Annotated in this window: 23 protein-coding genes; 6 read left to right on the top strand and 17 right to left on the bottom strand. The window is 46.6% G+C overall.

What is annotated here, in order from left to right:
• Window positions 1–10: 10 nt before the first annotated feature.
• The 17 genes from fliR to VT06_RS13125 form a co-directional block, all read right to left on the bottom strand.
• Complete coding sequence (gene fliR / locus VT06_RS13205; RefSeq protein WP_046554791.1) at window positions 11–784, bottom strand: flagellar biosynthetic protein FliR; 774 nt, start codon at window positions 782–784, stop codon at window positions 11–13.
• Window positions 784–1,053 (bottom strand): flagellar biosynthesis protein FliQ, encoded by a 270-nt coding sequence (gene fliQ / locus VT06_RS13200; RefSeq protein ID WP_046554790.1) that lies wholly within the window; start codon window positions 1,051–1,053, stop codon window positions 784–786. The genes fliR and fliQ overlap by 1 nt, the downstream gene beginning before the upstream one ends.
• The gene (gene fliP / locus VT06_RS13195) at window positions 1,050–1,793 is read right to left on the bottom strand and encodes a flagellar type III secretion system pore protein FliP (RefSeq protein WP_046554789.1); all 744 of its coding nucleotides are present in this window, start codon (window positions 1,791–1,793) and stop codon (window positions 1,050–1,052) included. The genes fliQ and fliP overlap by 4 nt, the downstream gene beginning before the upstream one ends.
• A gap of 6 nt (window positions 1,794–1,799) precedes the next feature.
• Window positions 1,800–2,408 carry a flagellar biosynthetic protein FliO gene (gene fliO / locus VT06_RS17575; RefSeq protein WP_052750267.1) on the bottom strand — a complete coding sequence of 203 codons (609 nt, stop codon included), beginning with the start codon at window positions 2,406–2,408 and terminating at the stop codon, window positions 1,800–1,802.
• Window positions 2,408–2,800 (bottom strand): flagellar motor switch protein FliN, encoded by a 393-nt coding sequence (fliN, locus tag VT06_RS13185; protein ID WP_046554788.1) that lies wholly within the window; start codon window positions 2,798–2,800, stop codon window positions 2,408–2,410. The genes fliO and fliN overlap by 1 nt, the downstream gene beginning before the upstream one ends.
• A 4-nt stretch (window positions 2,801–2,804) precedes the next feature.
• Window positions 2,805–3,893: a flagellar motor switch protein FliM gene (fliM, locus tag VT06_RS13180; protein ID WP_046554787.1), complete on the bottom strand. Its 1,089-nt coding sequence runs from the start codon at window positions 3,891–3,893 to the stop codon at window positions 2,805–2,807.
• A 12-nt stretch (window positions 3,894–3,905) separates the two neighbouring features.
• Window positions 3,906–4,433 carry a flagellar basal body-associated protein FliL gene (gene fliL, locus VT06_RS13175; RefSeq protein ID WP_046554786.1) on the bottom strand — a complete coding sequence of 176 codons (528 nt, stop codon included), beginning with the start codon at window positions 4,431–4,433 and terminating at the stop codon, window positions 3,906–3,908.
• Window positions 4,434–4,532: 99 nt separating this feature from the next.
• Window positions 4,533–6,386, bottom strand: a complete 1,854-nt coding sequence (locus VT06_RS13170; protein WP_046554785.1) for a flagellar hook-length control protein FliK — start codon at window positions 6,384–6,386, stop codon at window positions 4,533–4,535.
• A 119-nt stretch (window positions 6,387–6,505) separates the two neighbouring features.
• On the bottom strand, window positions 6,506–6,955 hold the full coding sequence (fliJ, locus tag VT06_RS13165; protein ID WP_046554784.1) for a flagellar export protein FliJ: 450 nt from the start codon (window positions 6,953–6,955) through the stop codon (window positions 6,506–6,508).
• The gene (gene fliI / locus VT06_RS13160) at window positions 6,955–8,298 is read right to left on the bottom strand and encodes a flagellar protein export ATPase FliI (RefSeq protein WP_046554783.1); all 1,344 of its coding nucleotides are present in this window, start codon (window positions 8,296–8,298) and stop codon (window positions 6,955–6,957) included. Before fliI ends, fliJ begins: the two co-directional genes overlap by 1 nt.
• A complete protein-coding gene (fliH, locus tag VT06_RS13155) occupies window positions 8,291–9,169 on the bottom strand; it encodes a flagellar assembly protein FliH (protein ID WP_046554782.1) in 879 nt (292 codons plus the stop codon). The genes fliI and fliH overlap by 8 nt, the downstream gene beginning before the upstream one ends.
• A gap of 74 nt (window positions 9,170–9,243) precedes the next feature.
• Window positions 9,244–10,275 carry a flagellar motor switch protein FliG gene (gene fliG / locus VT06_RS13150; protein ID WP_046554781.1) on the bottom strand — a complete coding sequence of 344 codons (1,032 nt, stop codon included), beginning with the start codon at window positions 10,273–10,275 and terminating at the stop codon, window positions 9,244–9,246.
• Window positions 10,268–11,980, bottom strand: coding sequence for a flagellar basal-body MS-ring/collar protein FliF (gene fliF / locus VT06_RS13145; protein WP_046554780.1), 1,713 nt, complete (start codon window positions 11,978–11,980; stop codon window positions 10,268–10,270). Before fliF ends, fliG begins: the two co-directional genes overlap by 8 nt.
• Window positions 11,981–11,990: 10 nt before the next feature.
• A complete protein-coding gene (gene fliE / locus VT06_RS13140; RefSeq protein WP_046554779.1) occupies window positions 11,991–12,329 on the bottom strand; it encodes a flagellar hook-basal body complex protein FliE in 339 nt (112 codons plus the stop codon).
• Between the two features lie 213 nt (window positions 12,330–12,542).
• On the bottom strand, window positions 12,543–13,916 hold the full coding sequence (locus tag VT06_RS13135) for a sigma-54 dependent transcriptional regulator (protein ID WP_046554778.1): 1,374 nt from the start codon (window positions 13,914–13,916) through the stop codon (window positions 12,543–12,545).
• Complete coding sequence (locus VT06_RS13130; protein ID WP_052750266.1) at window positions 13,913–15,022, bottom strand: PAS domain-containing sensor histidine kinase; 1,110 nt, start codon at window positions 15,020–15,022, stop codon at window positions 13,913–13,915. The genes VT06_RS13135 and VT06_RS13130 overlap by 4 nt, the downstream gene beginning before the upstream one ends.
• A gap of 117 nt (window positions 15,023–15,139) precedes the next feature.
• Window positions 15,140–16,615, bottom strand: a complete 1,476-nt coding sequence (locus VT06_RS13125) for a sigma-54-dependent Fis family transcriptional regulator (protein WP_046554777.1) — start codon at window positions 16,613–16,615, stop codon at window positions 15,140–15,142.
• Between the two features lie 312 nt (window positions 16,616–16,927).
• On the opposite strand from VT06_RS13125, the gene pseB reads away from it, so the two are divergent.
• From pseB to pseG, 6 genes are read left to right on the top strand one after another with little or no spacing between them, the layout of a single operon-like run.
• Complete coding sequence (gene pseB, locus VT06_RS13120; RefSeq protein ID WP_046554776.1) at window positions 16,928–17,929, top strand: UDP-N-acetylglucosamine 4,6-dehydratase (inverting); 1,002 nt, start codon at window positions 16,928–16,930, stop codon at window positions 17,927–17,929.
• Entirely contained in the window at window positions 17,926–19,092 is a 1,167-nt protein-coding gene (gene pseC, locus VT06_RS13115) for a UDP-4-amino-4,6-dideoxy-N-acetyl-beta-L-altrosamine transaminase (protein WP_046554775.1), read from the top strand. The genes pseB and pseC overlap by 4 nt, the downstream gene beginning before the upstream one ends.
• Window positions 19,077–19,466, top strand: a complete 390-nt coding sequence (locus VT06_RS13110; RefSeq protein ID WP_046554774.1) for a nucleotidyltransferase family protein — start codon at window positions 19,077–19,079, stop codon at window positions 19,464–19,466. Before pseC ends, VT06_RS13110 begins: the two co-directional genes overlap by 16 nt.
• On the top strand, window positions 19,456–19,866 hold the full coding sequence (locus VT06_RS13105) for a DUF86 domain-containing protein (RefSeq protein ID WP_046554773.1): 411 nt from the start codon (window positions 19,456–19,458) through the stop codon (window positions 19,864–19,866). Before VT06_RS13110 ends, VT06_RS13105 begins: the two co-directional genes overlap by 11 nt.
• Entirely contained in the window at window positions 19,863–20,561 is a 699-nt protein-coding gene (gene pseF, locus VT06_RS13100; protein WP_046554772.1) for a pseudaminic acid cytidylyltransferase, read from the top strand. Before VT06_RS13105 ends, pseF begins: the two co-directional genes overlap by 4 nt.
• Window positions 20,558–21,595 (top strand): UDP-2,4-diacetamido-2,4,6-trideoxy-beta-L-altropyranose hydrolase, encoded by a 1,038-nt coding sequence (gene pseG, locus VT06_RS13095; RefSeq protein ID WP_046554771.1) that lies wholly within the window; start codon window positions 20,558–20,560, stop codon window positions 21,593–21,595. The genes pseF and pseG overlap by 4 nt, the downstream gene beginning before the upstream one ends.
• The last annotated feature ends 9 nt before the right edge of the window (window positions 21,596–21,604 follow it).

Below are 21,604 nucleotides of genomic sequence, written 5' to 3'. Positions count from 1 at the left end.
TCAGTCTCCGTTAACAGCCAATAAGCCGGCAGCTGTAATCTACAGCGTGCTGCCATTGCTTGTCGTAATGAAATAAAAAGGTGTCGAGGGTTAGCCACAAAATTAGCAACCCCGCCAACATGGTGATGGGAAAACCTATCGAGAAAATATTTAACTGCGGGGCAGCTCTGGTCATAATGCCAAACGATAAATTGACAACCAGCATCGACACTATTGGTGCTAACGCGATGGCCAGAGCGGTTGCAAACATCCAGCCACCAAATTCAACGATAGTCCAGTAGCTGCTTATCTCCCACCACTGACCATTAATGGGCAGGGTGTCAAAACTAAACACCAGCATCTGAATCATAATTAAGTGACCGTTAAACACAAAAAAAAGTAAGGTGGCTAAAATCAGATAAAACTGGCCAATGGCGGGTACGCTGACGCCGCTGGAGGGGTCGGCCATTGAGGCAAAGGCCAATCCGGTTTGGGTGGCCAGTAACTGGCCAGCCAGCACAAAGGTCGTAATAAACATTTGTGATATAAAGCCCAGCGAAAAACCAATCATGATTTGAAAAAAAACCTCAACGAACATGGCCGCAGACATTAAATCTGGTGGCGTTACTGGCGGGATCACCGGCATAATCACCAGGGTAATCATTACCACCAGACCGGTTTTAATCCGCATTGGAATATTACGTGCGCCTAACCCTGCCATAATCATTAGCATGCCAGTTACCCGGCACAGCGGCAGCATAAAGTCGGCAATACCCTGCATTAAAATATTTAGTGGGAATTCCATCAATTAACCACAGTTGGAATGCTAAGTATCAGCTCTTGGGTATATTCCATGATCACCCGCACAAACCAGTGACCGCCAAAAATTAGCGCCAGTAAGGTCACAATTAACCGTGGTAAAAAACTTAATGTTTGCTCGTTGATGGAGGTTGCGGCCTGAAATACCGCCACAATTAAGCCGACAAATAATGACGGCAAAATAATGGCACTAACCAGTAATATAACGATAAACAGTGCATCGCGTAGCACATCAACAAAAACCTCTGGACTCATGTTCCCACCCCATAACTGGTAGCAAGTGTACCCATCACTAAAATCCAGCCATCGACTAACACAAACATCATCAGTTTAAAGGGTAGCGAAATAATCATTGGCGACAGCATCATCATGCCCATTGCCATTAGCACGCTGGCTACCACTAAATCGATAATCAAAAACGGAATAAACAACATAAATCCAATTTGAAAGGCGGTTTTCAGTTCGCTGGTAATAAACGCGGGTACCACCACGGTTAACGGATAATCCTGTGCTTGCTCTAACACCTCGATACCGGCGATTTGCGCAAAGGTATCTAAATCTCTGATGCGGGTTTGATGCAACATAAAACCTTTAATGGGCGCAATAGCCGCATCAATTGCCTGTACTGGGGTAATCGACTCATTTAAATAAGGCTGAATGGCTTGCTCGTTAACGGTTTTAAATACTGGCGCCATAATAAAAAACGTTAAAAACAGCGTAATACCAATTAACACCTGGTTTGAGGGGGTTTGCTGTAAGCCGATGGCCTGGCGCAAAATAGCCAAAACAACAATAATCCGGGTAAAACAAGTCATCATGATGACCAGCGCCGGAATAAAGCTCAGCACGGTCATCAACGCTAATACTTGCAGCGTAACGCTGTATTGCTGCGAACCGTCTGCATTGGTCGTCACGGTGACAGCCGACAACATACTGTTATCGGCGAACACAGCAGGGCTGAGTATTAACAACAACAAACACAGCAATCGCAACATAAAAACTTACTTTTTCAAGAATGATTGTAACTGTGTATGAAAGTCTGATGCCAACTTTGTGTCGGGAAGGGAATTTTCTAACTCAAACAGCATATTGATGCTTTGTGGTGTTACCCCCAAAACCCGCTGTTTTCCTTGTATTTCAATAACTAACAAGCGTTCTCGCTGGCCAATTGGTACCGAACAAATAACTTTTACATGCTGGCTGCCAGGTAGGCGCATTGTCAATTTTTTGAATAACCAGCCTAATACCACCACTAGCAGTAGCACTGCTGTCAGAGAAATGGCGATTTTACCTAAGCTAAGGCCGCTGCTATTACTTCGCTCTGCGGGTGGGCTAGTTAACTGAAAGGGCCGGCCTTGCGGCTCTGGTTTGGTCACGGTTGCCGGCAGCTCTGCAGCTTCAGCTTGCACTGCGGGATCAGCAGGCGCTGCTGTTAACGCTTGCTCTTCTTTTTCAGCTGCTGGCACCGTTTCAGTATTAGGCGCTGGCGCCGTCTGTTGTTCCGACTGCGCTGGCGACTTTGCTACCACGGGCTGTTGGGCTAGCGCCGGCAAGCCGCTAAATGCTAGCAGCCACAGTGTAATAACTACTATTTTAAGTAATGGCGGCATTAGCGTAACTTTTTAATCCGTTCAATCTGGCTGATAACGTCGGTTAAGCGAATACCGAACTTATCATTCACCACCACCACTTCACCATGGGCTATCAAGGTACCATTAACCAATACATCCAGCGGTTCACCGGCAACGCGTTCCAGTTCAACTACCGAACCCTGGTTTAGCTGTAACAGATTACGAATGCTAATTTTCGCCCGGCCCACTTCCATCGAAATGGTTACCGGAATATCCAAAATAGTATCTAACTTGCGCTGTTCATCGACGGTAATACTGGATTTTTCGCCCTTTAATTCTTCTAAATCAACCGCTTTGGCGCCGTCATCATCACCCTCGGCTTCTGCCATAGCGGCAGCCCATTCGTCCATTGTGTCTTTATCGTCTGCCATTTTATTACCCTCTGTTCCGATCTGCCAAGTTAAGATCGGCTTCTAATTCTGAAATATCTGCATCACTGTCTAGACGCCGACCACCTTTGGTAAAAACGTGCAATTCAGATTTGATTGATTCTGGCCGTCTTATTTTTTCAATAATTTTTAAGGCCACATGTTCACGCGAGCGGCCTAATTTTGCCCGGTATGTAGGCAAGTCTTCAATTAATACGGTAATGTGCTCCGGAATTTCCACCGGAATAATGTCACCGGCTTTCAACTCCATTACTTCTCGTAAGGTTAAATCGACGTCTAGCATTTTGGTAGATAAATCTACTTTTACATCCATAATTTCATCACGCAGCGCTTTGCTCCAGCGCAAATCGGTATCTTCTTTGTCACTTTGCACCCCGGCATCCAGTAACTCGCGGATAGGCTCTAGCATGGAATAAGGTAATGCTACGTGAAAGTCACCGCCGCCGCCGTCTAGTTCAATATGAAATGAGCTGATCACCACCACTTCAGTTGGGCTAACAATATTTGCCATGGCCGGGTTAACTTCTGAGTCAAGATATTCGAACGATACGTCCATTACCGGCGCCCAGGCTTCTTTATAATCTTCAAAAATAAGCTTTAGCAGCATTTGAATAATTCGCCGCTCGGTCGGGGTAAATTCCCGTCCCTCGATTTTGGCATGGTAACGACCATCACCGCCAAAGAAGTTGTCGACCAGAATAAACACCAGCCGGGCTTCCATGGTGATAAGACCAGTACCTTTAAGCGGGCGAAAGCGCACCATATTTAAGCTGGTAGGAACAAACAGGGTATGCACATACTCGCCGAACTTTATCATCTGCACGCCGTTTATGGACACTTCAGCGGTGCGGCGCATCATGTTAAACAAACTAATCCGCATATGGCGGGCAAACCGCTCGTTAACCATCTCCAGAGTAGGCATGCGACCGCGGACAATACGATCCTGTGAGGAGAAATCGTATTCCAGGGTAGATCGACCACGCTTTTCACCGCCGTCGTTTATTTCTTCTTCTTCGACGTCATCGACACCATGTAACAGGGCATCAATTTCATCTTGCGACAATAAATCGGTCACGATTGCTCACTCTTATTGCATAACAAAACTGGTGAAAAGCACCTCTTCCACCACCACTGACCCCGCAACTTCCAGCAACGCTTGCTGTAAATCACTCAGGGCTTTGTTTTTTAACGCGTCTTTACCGGTGGTTGTTACCAGCTCATCGGCATTGGCGCTGCTAAACGCTGTTAACAAGCTGGCCTCTATTAACGGAATATGCCGCATTGCCAAGGTTTTATTATTACTGCCCCGCACTAATAACTGCACTTTAATTTGTACTAACCGGTCACGGGATGCTCCCGGTACGTTAAATATAAAGGGCCTGGGCAAAGCAACATATTGGGCGTCACCTTCTGGCCCGCTGGGGCGGGCGCCACCTTCTGCATTATTGACGGAATTTTCCACATTAGTAGTAGCATCTTGGCTATTAGCACCCATAAAGTAAAAATAGGCGCCAACAGCCAATACTAACGCCACCACTCCTACTACTGCCAACACAATAATTTTTTTTAAACCGCGTTTTCCTTCGCCAAGTTTGAGATCGCCATCAGCTGCCATTGGTGCTCCGTATCGGTTATTTAGTGTAACTATTATGCTCACTGACCTAAGCTATTGTAAAATGTTAATCTGCCGGCGGCTTTGGTTAGCGATTAGTGTTTAGGCATAATAATCAACCAGACGCTCACTAAGCTTAACGTCTAACTGCACGGCTGTCGCCTTTTCATCACCATGCTGCTGGCCAAGCCCCTGTCCTGAACCAGAATTGCCATTACGCTGGCCACTGGCATTACTGTCACCCTGGCGTTGATGCTGCACCTGGCCCTCTCCTAACTGTATACCTTGCTGCTGCAACATCTCTCGTAACCTTGGCATTTGCTGTTCCAGTAACTCTTTAGCATGTTGCTGCTGCACAATAAACTGCACGGTCGCTTGCTCCTGTTGCAAGTTAACCCGAATTTGCATCTGGCCTAACTCTGCCGGATCGAGCCGGATTTCAGCTACCTGAATTTTTTGGTTTATCATCAGGTTAATCCGCTCTTTTAACTGGCCGGCGGCATTTTGCTCCAGTAAGTTAATCTGCTTTAATTGCTCGGTTACTGTTTTAATAACGCCTTCGGCTTTGCTCCGATCGGTAGCTTGCTGAGCAACGGCAATCGTTACCCCTTCTAGCCTGGCCGCCACTGTTTCGGTTTGCTGTTGGCTTGCCGGGCTAAAGGCATTAGCAAAACCACTTAATGACGTATCTGCGCGCGGCCCTGCCCCCGTTATAACGCTTTCCACTTTCGCGGTGCCATCAGTAGCATCACTATTGGCAGCTAACGCTTGACGGATTTGCGTGGTGCTGTCAGCCCCGGCACGTTGCTGCTTGGCCAAGGCGGAGTCGGCAGCAATAGCCGCACTATTTAATACCGTGGCCTGAGCCGTCTCTGTTGGTGCTTGGGCACTAACCCTGGGGCCGGCATCAGCAAATATGGTGGTGGCAGGCGCAGGTTGATTAGCCTTTTCAGCAGTAAGGTCTGATGCTAATGCCGGTTTTTCTAACACTACGGTTGTTGTGTTAGCGGCTGGCTGCTGCTGGCTGTCAGCATCACTATCAGCATCACTATTAGTATTTACGGCAACCGTTAACGCTTGCTCATGAGCAACCTTTGAGCCCTGTACTGTTGCAGCACTCTGTTGATCAATTGTTTTATCTACAGCGCTAGCGTTTGCGCTTGCAGCCTCGACACCTTTAGTTAAGGCGTTAACGCCAGGTTCTTCTGGCTTTACGCCGAGTTCATCAGTACTTTTTGCAACTGCGTTAGCGCCGTTATTCTTTGCAACTACCTGCTGTTGGTTTAATAATGCTGTAGCGGCAAGACTGCTAACCGGCGATTTATCTGAAGCCGCAGCAGGTTCTGCGCCAGCGTTACTAATGATGGGATAGATAGGCAGCGTAAACCATTCCGGTTTAACTGATGATAATTTACCAACGTTGACTTCCTCGCCTACAAGCTGAATATTTTTATCTGACTGGGCAGCAAGTTGCTGCCGGGTTTGACTGGCTTTATCCAGTAACCCGAGCAAAACAGTGGCGTTGTTATTATGATCAGCATTAGCTTCATCCGTTGAATGCGTATTGTCATGTGAATTCGCATCATCAACGGCATTACTATCAACCACTGCAATAGTAGCTATCACGCCAGCCGCTGCAGCACTGAGCTTTTCATCTGGAGGCAACACCGGCGGCAAAACGATGTCGGGACGGCCAAGCTGTTTTTCATCTAAACTGGAAGTATGTTTAATTTTATAACTTGCGTTAAAGTCGGCAAAACTTTGCCTAGTTACCACTTGTTGCTGCTGACCAGACTGATTCAGTAACTGACCAAATGTATCCGCTGCATCTGTGTTGTTTTTATCACCCTTATTCTCGGTATTGTCTGACGCAAGGCCTGCCTGATGCGCAACAGAATCGGCGCCTTTAGCCATTGGCGTCGGGTGTACAAAAGATAATGACAACATGGGATTCATCTGGCGCTCCTGGCTTAGCTGATGCTTGGCTTATCGGTATGGTTATAACGGGTCCAATACAAATACAATACAAAAATCGCGCCAGTTTTTAGGGAAAATGGTATTTTTACCGCCAAGCGTTACTCTTGAGTAAGTTGCCGCCGGTAAAATTGCTGGCCTGCATATTCGTCACTAAGCTTTTGTTGCTGGCGCTCTTGCTGCAACATCACGGCACTGTCTGCCCGTGCTACCAGTAACTCTAGTGCTTTACGCTTGGTTTGTATTTTTAACCAACTTTGTTTGCGCTGCTCGGCGGCAGCTTTACATTGGTGTACTACCCGCGCCTGCTGAATTAACGCCTGATCCAGTTTGCCAATAAAATTAACGTATTGGCTATATTGCCGGCCTTGCACCCCCTGGCTGCCTTGACGCTGGCTTAACTGGATATATTCTGTGCGGTAATTTGCCAGCCCCTGGTATTTTTGTTCAGCTTGCTGAAAATACTGCTGCGCTTTAATAAATTGCGCCTGTAAATTGTTTTCACGTTCTCGCTGTACTTTGATCAGTAAACTAAATCGATGTGTGCTCATTAGCCTGCCATTCGCTTAGCCGGCATTACCTGACTCAGCGCCATTAAACTCTCATCGTATGGCACAACATCTGTCATACCCTGCTGTAAAAACGTATTAATTTTTGGCATCAGGCTAATCGCCTGGTCTAATTGGGGATCACTGCCGCGCACATAAGCACCAATAGCAATTAAGTCTTTGCTTTGCTGAAAACTAGCATATAGCTGTTTAACCTGTCGGGCCAGTTGCTGATGCTCGGCACTGGTGACGGCTGGCATAACCCGACTAATTGATTTTTCAATATCAATTGCCGGAAAATGACCACTGTCGGCCAGCGTTCTGGATAACACAATATGACCATCTAAAATAGCCCGTGACGCGTCAGCAATGGGGTCTTGTAAATCGTCACCCTCAGACAACACCGTATAAAAGGCGGTAATAGAGCCCTGCTGACCACTGCCATTACCGGCCCGCTCTACCAGTGCCGGTAATTTGGCAAATACCGAAGGTGGATACCCTTTGGTTGCAGGGGGCTCGCCCACCGCCAGGGCAATTTCTCGCTGAGCCTGAGCGTAACGGGTGATGGAATCAATCAACAACAACACATCCAACCCCTGATCCCGAAAATATTCCGCAACCTGTACTGCCGTTTCGCACCCTTTTAAGCGCATTAGTGGTGACACATCGGCCGGTGCGGCAATAACCACTGAACGTGCCTTACCTGCATCACCCAGAATTTCATCAATAAATTCTTTTACCTCACGACCCCGTTCACCGACCAGCCCAACCACGATTACATCAGCGGCAGTGCCGCGGGTCATCATGCCCAATAAAACGCTTTTACCCACGCCACTGCCGGCAAATAAGCCCATTCGCTGGCCTTTTCCCACGGTAATAATGCTGTTTATGGCCCTTACCCCAACGTCCAGCGGCTGTTTTACAGGCCGACGTAATAAGGGGTTAATCGGTTTACCTTTACCTTTACTAAATTCGGTAGCATTAATCGGTCCTTTGCCATCCAACGGTTTACCGACACCATCTATTACCCGTCCTAGTAAGTTTAAACTTAACGGCACACCTTTATAGTGAATAACCGGGGTAACTTTGGCGCCCGGTACCACTCCGGCAATATCGTCTTGCGGCATCAAAAATAATCTATCGTTAGCAAAGCCCACTACTTCGGCTAAAATTGCCCCCCGGGCACTTTCTACCAAACAAGGCTGACCTATAGCAGCCCGACAACCAGTAGCTTCCAGCGTTAAACCCACTACCCGCACCAAGTGGCCTGACACCGCAGGCAGTGACGGCTGAATATACTGCTGTTGCTGTTTAAGCCGTTGCAATAAGCTGGCAGGTTTAGTCATCGGTTGGGCTATCCTGCATTTGACTAAGAGGCTGGCTGAGAGGTTGGCTGCTATCAGCGGCTTGCTCTGCGTTTTCAGATAGTAATAAAAAGTGCTCTAAACTACTTTCAATTCGCTGATTTAAACTGCGATCTACACTGGAGCTACTACTCTCAACCAGGCAGCCACCTTGTTCAACCAGTGGCTCCGAACGTAACTTCCAGCCCCGTTCAGTCAGTTCAGTGTCATTATAATGGCGCTTAACATTGCTTAAATCTGCCGGGTTTAGTTTTATTACCAGATTGCCACTTTGCAGTGGCAAAGCGGCCACAGCTTCTTGTAACGCCTGTAAAATAACCTTAGGGTTGGTTTTTACTTCGTTATTAATAACAGCTTTTGCCATTGCCAGTGTTAAGGAGATTAACTCTTGCTCTACCTGATTATCTAAACCTGCTAATGGCTGCTGCAGCTGATCAAGCAACGTACTTAACTGGCCCCGTAACGTATCCAGTTCTGTGCTGGCGTCGGCCAAGCCTTGTTTTTTTCCTTCTGCCTGGCCTTGTTTAAAGCCATCCTCCTGGCCTTGCTCGCGGCCCTCGCTATAACCCTTGGCAAAACCATCTTCTTTGCCTTGAACACTGCCCTCATCATAAGCGGCCTGGCGAATTTGCTCCATGTCGTCGGCGGTAAGCGGTTTAAATACCAGCTCTTCATCCTGCAACTCTGGTAGCTTTTGCCTGGCGTCAGGTTGCTGCAGGTTCAATGCATTAGTTTTGGTGCTCTGGCTGCTGGCATCGGCCGTTAAATCGGGAGTTTGCCAGCACTGCGCCTGATCTGGCGAGGCAGGATCGGGTGAATAGGGCCTGTTGTGTGTATAAGCGCTTTTACTCATGTGTAATTCCGTACCGTGTTACAACAAGTTTTTACCGAAAACCTCATTACAAAAAATCTTTACAATAAATCGCTTTAGAGGAAATCGTCGCCACTACCGCCACCCAGCATAATTTCACCGGCATCTGATAAGCGACGGGCGGCTGACAGAATTTCTTTCTGTGCCGTTTCCACTTCACTTACCCGCACCGGGCCCATCGCTTCTAAATCATCAACCAACAATTCCGCCGCGCGTTTCGACATGTTTTTCAATATTTTTTCTTTAAGATTCTCATCGGTGCCTTTTAACGCCTTCATTAGCACGTCTTGCTGAATTTCCCGCAGTAACACCTGAATACCGCGATCATCAACATCAATAAGATTTTCAAATACAAACATCAGATCCTGAATTTGCTGAGCCATTTCTTCATCGTGCTCGCGAATAGAATCCATTAACTGGCCTTCCATATTAGTGTCTAAGTAATTCAAAATATCGGCTGCAGCTTTTAAGCCGCCCATTTTCGCTGACTGAGCACCTGCCTGACCGGCAAATTGTTTTTCCATAATTTCGTTTAGTTCCTGTAATGCCGCCGGTTGCACTTCTTCCAAATTGGCAATACGCATGGTTAGATCCAGCCGTACTTTCTCTGGGAATTGCGATAGTATTTCGGCGGATTGTTCGGGTTCCAGATACGACAATACAATAGTCTGAATTTGCGGGTGCTCATTACGAATAATATTCGCTACTTGCTTAGAATCCATCCATTTTAACGAATCAAGACCTTTAGCGCCGCCACCCATCACAATTTGATCAATCAGGTTAGCCGCTTTCTCTTCGCCCAAGGCTGCAGTCAGTGCCCGTTTAATAAACTCTTCACTTTGGAAACCAATAGTACTAAAATTTTGAATTTGTTCGATAAACAACCGATGCACTGATGAAATTTTCGCTTGATTTAAATCGGTCATTTGCGCCATAGCCAAACCGACTTTTTGCACCTGCTTGGGTTCCAGATGTTTTAAAATCTGGGCCGCATCCTCTTCTGATAAGCTTAGCAACAAAATGGCGGCTTTTTCGACACCATCTAACTTGCCAATATCGAATGACGGTTTCTCTTCTATGTTATTCATCTTCAGCCAACCAGTTCTTTACTACCAGAGAGGATAATTCAGGTTCATTAGCCACCAGCGCCCGAACCGCCCGCAATAAGTCTTCATCACCATGTAAATCTGGCAACATTAAAGTACCATCTGGCGCAAAGCCTACTGCTTTTTCATCAAAAGTTGAATTTAGCATATTTATAGTGTCATCACCCAGATCTAAACCACTGCTCATGGCTTTGTCGTCATAGGCGTCATCAGTTTGCTCAGGATAAATCAGTTTTTTCAGCATCGGCCGCACAATACCCAGCATTAACGCCAGAATAATAATGCCACCAATGACTAACCGCAGCACCCGTAAAAACCACTCTTCCTGGTAAAACGCGATGCTTTCTTCCAGCAGAATATCTTCGCGGACAAAAGGCACCGAAATAACTTCAATAGTATCGCCACGCTGGGCATCAAAACCGATACCGCCTTGCAATAAGCGCCGGATATTGGCTAACGCTTCCTGCTTACGAGGCTGTGGCACGGTTACGCCGTCGGCATTTGGCTCGCTAGGCTCGTAGTCTACCGCTACCGAAACCGACAATCGGCGAATAACACCACTTTGCTGCGAGGTATGACTGATGGTGGTATCAAGCTCATAGTTGCGGGTAGCTTCTTTATGGTTGCGGCCCGGGATCACCGGTACTGTGTTGCTACCAACAGCTTGCTCGGGAATAGAAGAATTTAACGGCGGTTGGTTAGACAACGCGCCCGGTATACCACCGCTGCTACTGCCAACAGTGCTTTCTTCGATAGTCATTTCACTGCGAATAGCCGGTAAATCAGGGTTAAAACGTTTTTGCGTTTGTTCAACTGCGGTAAAATCCAGCATTAAATCAACTTGGGCGGTATAGTTACCAAACCCCAATACTGGTAACAAAATTGAGTCTACTTTCTGGCGGTATTCATCTTCACGAGCCCGCTGTAATTCATGATTCCGCCGGCTACTAGAAGCACTGGCATCTTGTGAACCACTGTTAAGTAAGCGGCCACTTTGATCACTTACCGTTACCTTGCTTGGCTCCATGCCCTGTACTGCAGAGGCAACCAAGTCAACAATGGCATCAACTTCGCTGTCCCGAATAACTGTGCCGCCGCGAGCCGTCACTAATACCGTTGCTGACGGTGAGGCGGCTTGGCGCGCAAACACGTTTTCTTTTGGAATGGCCAGTAACACCCGAGCTCTGGCCACGCTTTGTAATTCTTCAATAGTACGGGCCAGTTGTTGTTCACGACTATGCTTTAGCCGCTCCATTTCCAGCCGCTGACTTACCCCAAAACCGCTATCTTGTAATAAAAACTCTGTACCCGCTGACGGCTCTTGAGTTAACCCGGCGCGCGATAAACCCAATTTCACCGCTTGATAGCGATCTTCAGCCACGTAGACTACGTTGCCTTCAAGTTTATATTGGATCTTTTGCGCGTCTAAATGATCCAGTGTTTGAATAAGTTCCTGCGTAGCATAGGTACCTAAAGGGCGCATTTCAGCCTGACGGGCCCAGAAAAATATCAGTACGGCAATGACCAGGCAAATAACCAGGGCGATCATCAGGGTGATTTGACGCATCATATCTACGCCGCCAATCGCGCCGAGAAAGCCTGATTTTTGCTCCTGCGTATCTGAATTTCCTGAACTGTTAAAGTCATTCGGACTAATCGCCAGCTCTGTTGATTGATTATCTGCCACGTGCTACCCCTTAAACCGGCATTGACATAATTTCTTTGTACGCTTCAACAATTTTATTGCGAACTTGCACAGTTGCTTCAAACGCCAGCGACGATTTTTGTGCCGCAATCATGGCTTCTACCAGTGATACATTGGGATCGCCCATTTCAACCCGGTTTCTAAGCTGCCCTGCTTCAGCCTGCACTGCACTCACCGTATTGATGGCATTTTTAAACAAGGTACTAAAATCAGACTGGCTGGGGTTTACCTCAGTAAGTTGATTCACCGGCTTCAGTTCGGCCGACATGCTGCGGGCTTGAGTAGCCATCGTTTGCATTTGGGCGTATATCGCCTGACCTTTAATATTCATAACTGGACCCTGTTTAAATAAGCGCTGGAGTAAGAGCAAGCTGTGGCAAAGGTGCCGTGTCAATAAATTGCCAGCGATTGGCTATAGCGTTATATAAGCAGGAGTTATGCCACATTTAAATTGTTGTTTTTAATGAAAAAAGCCGGAGGTTCCGGCTTGTTGTTAAGGGCTGGCAAACTGATATTCTTTAGTAAGACGTTAAGGTAAAAACGCTCAGGCGGGCAGCTCAATGCCCGATTCACGCATCCGCGCCAATTTATAGCGTAAAGTACGATCGCTAATCCCCAGTTTTTCGGCCACGGCTTTACGCTTATAAGCACAGGCTTTTAAGGTTGCTAAAATAATCCGGTGCTCTTGCTCATGCAACTCTGTTTTAAAATCTTCCGGCACATCTACTGCCATCACCACTGCTGAAGCAGCAGTATTTAGCGATACCGGTGCACTGGTACCAGACGTTACCTCGGCTGATAATAAGATATCTTCTGCACTAATGTGTTGGCTTTGACATAGTATCAACGCCCGCTGGATAACATTATCCAGTTCACGCACATTGCCCGGCCAGCTGTGCTGCAGTAACATCGCTTTGGCACCAGCGCTAAGCGGCAATACGGCACGACCCTGCTGCTGGCAATATTTGCTAATGAAGTGTTCAGCCAGCGGCGCAATGTCTTCTGCCCTTTGCGCTAAGGCTGGCCAATGCAGTGGAAACACATTTAAACGAAAGAATAAATCTTGTCGAAAACTGCCTGCCGCAACAGCTTGCTGAATATCGCGGTTACTGGTGGCTAATACCCGCACATCCAGTTTAATCATTTTACGGCTGCCAAGCCGCTCCACTTCTCGCTCTTGCAGCACCCGCAGCAACTTTGCCTGCAGGTTTAAATCCATTTCAGTAATTTCATCCAGCAACAAGGTGCCCTGCTGGGCCTGTTCAAATTTACCCGGACATGCCGCAATGGCACCGGTAAAAGCGCCTTTTTCATAACCAAATAAGGTTGATTCCAGCATATTTTCCGGAATTGCGGCACAGTTTATTGCAATAAACGGCCCTGCGGCCCTGGGCGATTGCTGATGAATATACCGCGCCAGTACTTCTTTACCTGAGCCACTGGGCCCGGAGATCATTACACTGGCTTCTGAGCGCGCTACCCTGGCGGTTAATTCCAGTAATGCTTTGCTGGCAGCCGCCGCCACTACCGGCGTTGCCGGATTAGGCTGCTCAGGCAATACATAACGACTTACCGTGCTAACCAGTACCTGAGGGGCAAACGGCTTAGCCAGATAATCGACAGCGCCCAGCCGGATAGCTTCTACCGCATCCTGCACGTTGGCATAGGCGGTCATCATTAATACCGGTAGCTGTGGATAATGTAGCCGCAAGGTTTTTAGCAATGTTAAACCCGACACCTGGCCCATCTGCACATCGGTAATAACCAGTCGTACCTGCTGTTTTTTTAATAACAATAAGGCACTTTCTGCGCTGTCGGCAGAAAATACCTGATAACTTGCCAGACTTAGCGTGTCGCAAAGCGCTTCACGCAGCCCGGCGTCATCTTCAACAATCAAAATAGGAGTGGCTGTAGTCATTTGCTACCTCGGCTTACTGTGTTAGCGGGTTGAGATGATTCGAAAAAATGAACAGGTAGTTCAATTACAAAACAGGCGCCGACCTTAGCATGTTGCTGGTAGCACACAGTACCCTGATGCGAGTTAATAACCGCTTGCACGACCGCCAGGCCAAGGCCGCTGCCATTTTGGCGCCGACTGAAAAAAGGCTCAAATATATGCGGTTGTAGCTCGGCGGCAATGCCAGGACCATTATCGGTGATCTCAAGCCTTAGCCTGTTTTTATGCTGCCGGGCTGAAATAGTAATGTAAGCAGCGAAAGGTAAAGCCTGCAGACTATTTTGAATAAGGTTGTTAATAGCCCCCGCCAGACTATTTAAGTTGCCAAGCAAATACACATTGGGGCAAGTAGTGCTGATAGACAGCGTAGCTTGGTGCTGCTGCAATAAAACCTCGGCACCGGCGTTAATTTCGTTAATTAAGCTTTGTAAAGTAAAAGGCTGTACAGCCTGGGCGGTGCCAGAGCGGGCAAACAACAGCATGTCATTAACCTGTTGCTCTAAATCGTGTAGCCGGGCTAAAAGTTTTTGCTGGAATTTCTGTTGTGAATCGGCAGAAAGTTTACTGCTACCAAGGTTTTCTGCATACAACAACGCCGATGACAACGGTGTACGAATTTGATGCGCCAGCGTCGCCATCATTTTGCCAAGGGTGGATAAACGTTGTAAATGGGCGAGACGGCTTTGCAGTTGGCGGGTTTGACTAAGATCAGTTAACACAATTAACTGACCAGGCTCGGGGGTTAGCGGACTAATTTCCAGCTTTAGCCGCCGGCCATCTTTTAAGGATACTTCCAAGCCATCGTCGCTGCGCGGGGCAAAGCAGCGGTTAATAATATCCAACCATGATTGGCCCAGTAAAGGCTGGCCTAGCATGCTAATAGCAACCGGGTTAGCTTCAGATACCATGCCGCGGGCAGTAAGCAGCACTACACCAGCAGGTAGCACATTAATAATATGTTGTAGCCGGCTGTCAGTGTCATTGCCAAAGCCTGCTAATGTCTGAATGACGCCGCTATTGTGCAGCGGCCGGGTGCTGGCTAACGAAATGGAATGGGTATTTGGCATAATGTAACGGCTCTTGGCTAAATAGCAAAGCCGATGCAGAGATTATGCCAACCATAAGATACTGATTTAATGTGTTTTTAAAAGACAATGCTGCGTCAAAGGCTTGACAGCTGCGGCTTATTCATCCCGCCCAAGGTTATATTTACGCATCTTTTCAACCAGTGTCGTCCGGCGCAGCCCTAATACTTCGGCCGCCCTGGCCACCACAAAATCATGCTGTTGCAGAGCGTTTGAAATAAGCTGAATTTCCAGCTCTGCCAGGTATTCTTTTAAATCGAAGCCATCGGCCGGCATGGCGTTAAGCTGTGGCAAACTTAGCGCCGAGCCGTTGTTATTAGCACCCGCTGCTAAGAGGTTACTGTCATCAACGCTGTCATCAATATTGGTGGCAAACATCTCATTTAGCATGTCACGCTCTAGCAATGCTTCTGGGTAAACCGGCTGATAACTTTCAACCTCAAAATAACAATATTTTTGCGGTAATTCTGCCAGATCAACCACCTGGTTCGGATACATTATTAGCATTCTTTCCAATAAATTAGCCAGCTCACGCACATTACCCGGCCAGCTGTGCAGTTTTAAACTGTCCAGCGCCCGCTCGGTAAAGCGAACCTGTGCCTGATTAAACGCGGCATGGCGGTTAAGTAACTCCTGAATTAACAGCGGCAAGTCGTCACAACGTTGGCTAAGTGCCGGTGTTTCAATAGGAAACACATTTAGCCGGTAAAATAAATCTTCCCTAAAATCGCCTGCAGTGATCATTTGCTCTAAATTGCGATGGGTAGCGGCAATAATCCGTACATCAGCTTTTATCGGCTGATTACCGCCAACCCGTTCAAAAATGCGCTCTTGTAATACCCGCAGCAACTTTACTTGCATTGGTTGCGGCATGTCGCCAATTTCATCCAAAAATAAGGTACCGCCTTGTGCTAATTCAAAGCGTCCTTTGCGGGTAGAAATAGCCCCGGTAAACGCGCCTTTCTCATGGCCGAATAATTCGCTTTCAAGTAACTCTGCCGGAATAGCGCCACAATTAATAGGTACAAAAGGGCCCGACGCCCGGTTAGACAATAAATGAATATTGCGCGCGACCACTTCTTTACCGGTGCCCGACTGCCCTAATACCAGCACGTTAGCCTCGGTTTTAGCCACCTGCTGAATTAAAAAGCGCACTTGTTGCATCAGCTCGGTCTGGCCTACCATACCGGCAAATTTAAACGTGGGATCGGTTTGGCGCTGACCTGGCAACAAACGATGGTATTGCTGACAATCACGCAGCAATTGGGTCAGCGAGTTATAAAAGAATGGCTCGGTTAACAAGCCTACGGCATTCGGATATTGCAGTAACGGTGCCAACGCCTCACCAATGAGTAAAAAAGCACAATTTGGATAAGCCAGCAACAGCTCAGCATGCTCAGCGGTACCAATAGCACCCAACAGCACCACAGCAGGGCTTTGGCTAGCAAGTTGCTGGCTTAATACCGGCAGGCTAACCACTTGGTAGGTTTCATTAATAAACCCGAGCACCGTCGCAAGGCGCTCAGCGCGGCGCTGTTGTAATTCAACGATATAAAGCGGGGGATTAACTGACATTAGGCCGTATTACTGTTATTGCTTAGGCTTCATTGTACTTTGCCACACTACGCATGCAACCCTAACTGCTATTTTTTTGACGACTGTCAAAAAAATAGCAGTTACTATAGGCCTTCACTACCCCAGCAAGGTTAAAGCTTGTTGCTGCTGCATACGGGCTTGCATGGCCACACTGCTTTTTATACATTCTAAAGATAGTGTTCTCGGCATACTTTATGCAAGATTTTATGTGCTACAGTCTTTTTATAAAAAATACTCTTAAAGGTCAGGCTTCACCGCTGACTAGGCCAAATAAATGTTTGAGGGCGCGCTATGTTTGATGGAAAAACCATTTTGATTACCGGCGGTACCGGCTCATTTGGGCATAAATATACTGAAACATTATTAGCGCGCTACAAGCCAAAAAAAATCATCATCTACTCACGAGATGAATTAAAACAGTATGAAATGCAGCAAAAATTTGACCAAAGCTGTATGCGCTATTTTATTGGCGACGTGCGTGACGCTCAGCGGTTAAGCCGCGCCATGCATGGCGTTGACTATGTCATTCACGCTGCGGCACTAAAACATGTACCTGCTGCTGAATATAATCCTATGGAGTGTATCCGCACCAATATAAACGGTGCAGAAAATGTTGTTAATGCCGCTTTAGACAATAATGTTGAGAAGGTTATCGCGCTATCTACTGATAAAGCAGCTAACCCGGTTAATTTATACGGTGCAACTAAACTGGCATCCGACAAGCTTTTTGTGGCAGCCAATAATATTTCTGGCGGAACCAAGCCACGTTTTTCTGTAGTGCGTTATGGCAATGTAGTCGGTTCACGCGGTTCAGTAGTACCTTATTTTCAACAATTAATTGCTAAAGGTAATGATCACTTACCAATTACACATGCCGAAATGACCCGATTTTGGATTAGCCTGCAACAAGGCGTAGATTTTGTATTAACAAACTTTGAAAGAATGCTGGGTGGTGAAATTTTTGTACCAAAAATCCCTTCAATTCGCATTACTGATTTAGCCAAGGCAATGGCACCTGACTTACCTATAAAAATTGTCGGTATTCGCCCGGGCGAAAAACTACATGAAATGATGTGTCCGGGTGATATGTCCTATCATACTTTTGAATTCGCCGATCACTATGTCATCGCACCAGCTATAAAATTTTTTAATCGCAGTAATGATTTTAGTGGCAATGCGTTAGGTGAAAGGGGTCAACCAGTGGCGGTTAATTTTGAATATGTATCTGACACCAATCCTGATTTTATGGATATTGACACTATTCGTCAGTTTAATGTAGAAGCTCAGCAATGATCCCATATGGCAAACAGCAGATTGATCAAGACGATATAGCGGCGGTAACAGAAGTACTGCAATCTGTTTGGCTTACCCAGGGACCTAAGGTACCCGCCTTTGAACTGGCGGTTAGTGAGCAGTGCCAGGCTAGCTATGCCGTAGCCGTCAATAGCGCCACTTCCGCTTTGCACATTGCCTGTCTGGCGTTAAATGTCGGACCAGAAGACATAGTATGGACATCGCCTATTTCTTTTGTAGCCTCGGCAAACTGCGCACTTTACTGCGGCGCGAAAATTGATTTTGTCGATATTACGCTCGACACTGGCAATATCTGTATTAATGCTTTAGAAACAAAGCTGATTGACGCCCAAAAACTAAACCAGCTGCCTAAAGTGGTTATCCCGGTGCATTTTGCCGGACAACCCTGCGATATGGTCAACCTGGCTAAACTCGCCAAACAGTATGGTTTCAACGTAATCGAAGACGCTTCACATGCCATTGGGGCCATGTATTTAGATAAAGCTATTGGCGGCTGTGCGTTTTCAGATATTTGTATTTTTAGTTTTCATCCGGTAAAAATCATTACCAGCGGTGAAGGTGGTATGGCGCTGACTAACCAGCCTGACCTTGCCCGAAAAATGCAACAACTACGCAGTCACGGCATCACGTCCGACCCAACAGAATTGACCGAACCCAGCCATGGCCCCTGGTATTATCAGCAACAACTGCTTGGGTTTAACTACCGGATGACCGATATTCAGGCGGCACTAGGGTTAAGCCAGCTGAATAAACTTAATAAATTTGTGAGTGAGCGCAACCAGCTTGCCGCTTTTTATCAGCAACACTTTAGTGATAACACCAACATTCAGCCACTGCGAGTATCCGCTGACTGTTATAGTAGCTATCATCTTTATGTGATCAGGCTACCTGAACTAAGTAGAAACCAGCACAAAGCTTGCGTGGAGTTTTTACGAAGTAAGGGCATTATGGGCCACGTGCACTATATCCCGATTTATTTACAGCCCTATTATCAGCAACTGGGATTTAAAGCGGGTTATTGCGCCAATGCCGAGCGCTACTATCAGCAAGCGGTCACTTTGCCACTCTTTCCAGGTTTAACGGCAGAGCAGCAATTATTTGTGGTAAACGAATTGGAGCATTTTTTATGCAGCCTGAGCTAAACGAACAAGCACTTAACCAGATTAGTGAGTTATTTCCAACCCTAAGCGTGTTAGTGCTGTTAGGAAGCCGGGCAACAGGTAAAACGCATGCTAACAGCGATTGGGACTTTGCTTTTTATTTATCAGAACCTGATGATTTTTCCCGGCTGGCCTTAACCGAGCAATTAAGAGCACAACTGGCAGCAGTAATAGGGTGTAATATAGAAACTGTTGATTTGATCGATTTAAGAGCAGCAAATTTGGCAATGCGCTCGGTTATTGCCAATGAAGGTATTGCATTAATAACCGTAGACAATCGATTTTGGTTTAAATTTTTAGAACGTACCTGGCGAGAGCTGGAGTATTGGCAATGGGAGCAAACTCATGACGCTTGAGTTATATCTCAGAGAAACGGCTAATTTGGCTGCAGATTATAAACACCTGCTGGACAGTGCTGCTGAGAATATTGCTCAAAATAATAGCTTTTCTAAGCTTGAGCAAAATGGCTTATTACATTGTTTGCAAATTGTCACTGAGAACGCTATCGGTAAAGCTAAACACTTGTTAAAAGCAGCAGGAGAACCCACACCGGTATCGGCCTACGATGCAATACAAAAACTTGGCCGGCTCCAGCATTGGACAGATACTGAAATAACACAGTGGAATGCAATTATAGGTTTGCGTAATCGTATTGTTCATGAATATATGAACATTGATATGAGGCTTGTCTTAACGCTGGTTGAACAAAAGAGATATCAGATAATCATCGATTTTTTGCTAAACGAAACGCTATGAACATTGCCATTATTCCGGCGCGTGGCGGCAGTAAACGCATTCCACGTAAAAACATTAAACTCTTTTGTGGCCAGCCAATGCTGGCCTACCCTATTCAAGCGGCATTAAATAGCGGTGTAGTGGATAAGGTGGTAGTCTCCACCGATGACCCGGAAATAGCCGCGATAGCCAGGCATTACGGCGCAGAAACACCTTTTATACGCAAGGCTGAGCTGGCGGATGATTTTACCGGCACTACGGATGTTATTCGCAACGCCATTATGCAACTGCAACAATTAGGCTGGCCCCTTAGCGCTTGCGCATGCGTATACGCCACGGCACCACTGCTTCATAGCGAACTTATTGCATTGGCATACCAGACACTTTTAAGCAGTAAAGCTGATTATGTGTTTACCGCCGCCCGCTTCTCTTTCCCTATCCAACGTGCCTTAGTAAAAACAGCACAAGGCGGGGTATTGCCATTTGATAACGAAAGTATTAGTAAGCGCTCACAAGACCTTACTGAAACCTTTCATGATGCAGGTCAATTATATTGGGCTATGGCATCAACCTGGCTTAATACAACAAAAGTTGTATTTGGACCAGATTCAAGAATGGAGGTCCTTCCGGATTATTTAGTTCAGGATATTGATACTATAGACGACTGGCAACGTGCAGAACTTTTGTATCAAATGCTACAGGCTCGTACCCCGTGAATGTGTTGTTTCGCACTGATGCATCGGTGGTTTTAGGCTCTGGTCATGTTATGCGTTGCCTAACGCTGGCACATGCCTTACGTAAAATAGGCGCCCAATGTGATTTTGCTTGTCGCTTAACGTCTGGTCATTTGGCTGATGTTATTCGTGACCAAGGTTTTACACTATTACCGCTACCAGAAAACCTGCCAGATCAGGCTATTGATGCTTGTAAAACACTTGAAGTTATAACTCATGATTACTCGCTACTGGTGGTTGATCATTATCTGTTAGCAGCTGATTATTGTCAGCGCATGAGGTTACGCTGTAGCCACATTATGCAAATTGATGACTTAGCCAACCGTGAATATGATTGTGACTTGCTGTTAGACCAAAATCTGGTTGCCAACGCAGAACATCGATATAGCAGGTTGCTGCCGCCACATTGCATGCAAATGTTAGGGCCGCGTTATGCCTTGCTTCGAGAGGAGTTTTATCAGGTTGTTACGCCACGTAATACACAACATATTCTAATAGGTTTTGGCGGCAGTGATGAGCAAAACTTAACCAGCCTGGCCATTGAGGCTGTCAATAACCTAAAGCTTCCAGGTATTACTGCCGATATTGTAATTGGAGCAAATAATCCATGGCATGTAGAAATTAAAAAACTTACTGCTAACCTGCCCAATATGCGATTACATGTGCAATGTAATTATATGGCGAAGTTAATGCACCAAGCGCAACTCATGCTTGGTGGTGGTGGTGCCAGTCATTGGGAAAGGTGTATTTGTGCTCTGCCAGGTTTGGTTGTTACCGTTGCCGAAAATCAGCAGGCGACAACGACTTTTCTTGACCAGCTTGGCGCGTGTGTTTGGTTGGGACAGGCTGCAGATATGACAGCAGAGTTCTTTGCAGAGCAACTATGCTATTACCTGTCGCAACCAGCACTGCTTGATAGGATGGGCCAAACGGCAGCCGGATTAATACCGGCTGCCGCAGGTACACCACTGGTAGTTGACACTATAATGAACACGCTGAACAACACAAATGGGTAACGAGGATAA

It is taken from the genome of Arsukibacterium sp. MJ3 (assembly GCF_000987765.1).
Taxonomy (GTDB): domain Bacteria; phylum Pseudomonadota; class Gammaproteobacteria; order Enterobacterales; family Alteromonadaceae; genus Alishewanella.
Note: the sequence above shows the minus strand (reverse complement) of the source record. Positions and strands in the feature narration are given on the sequence as shown.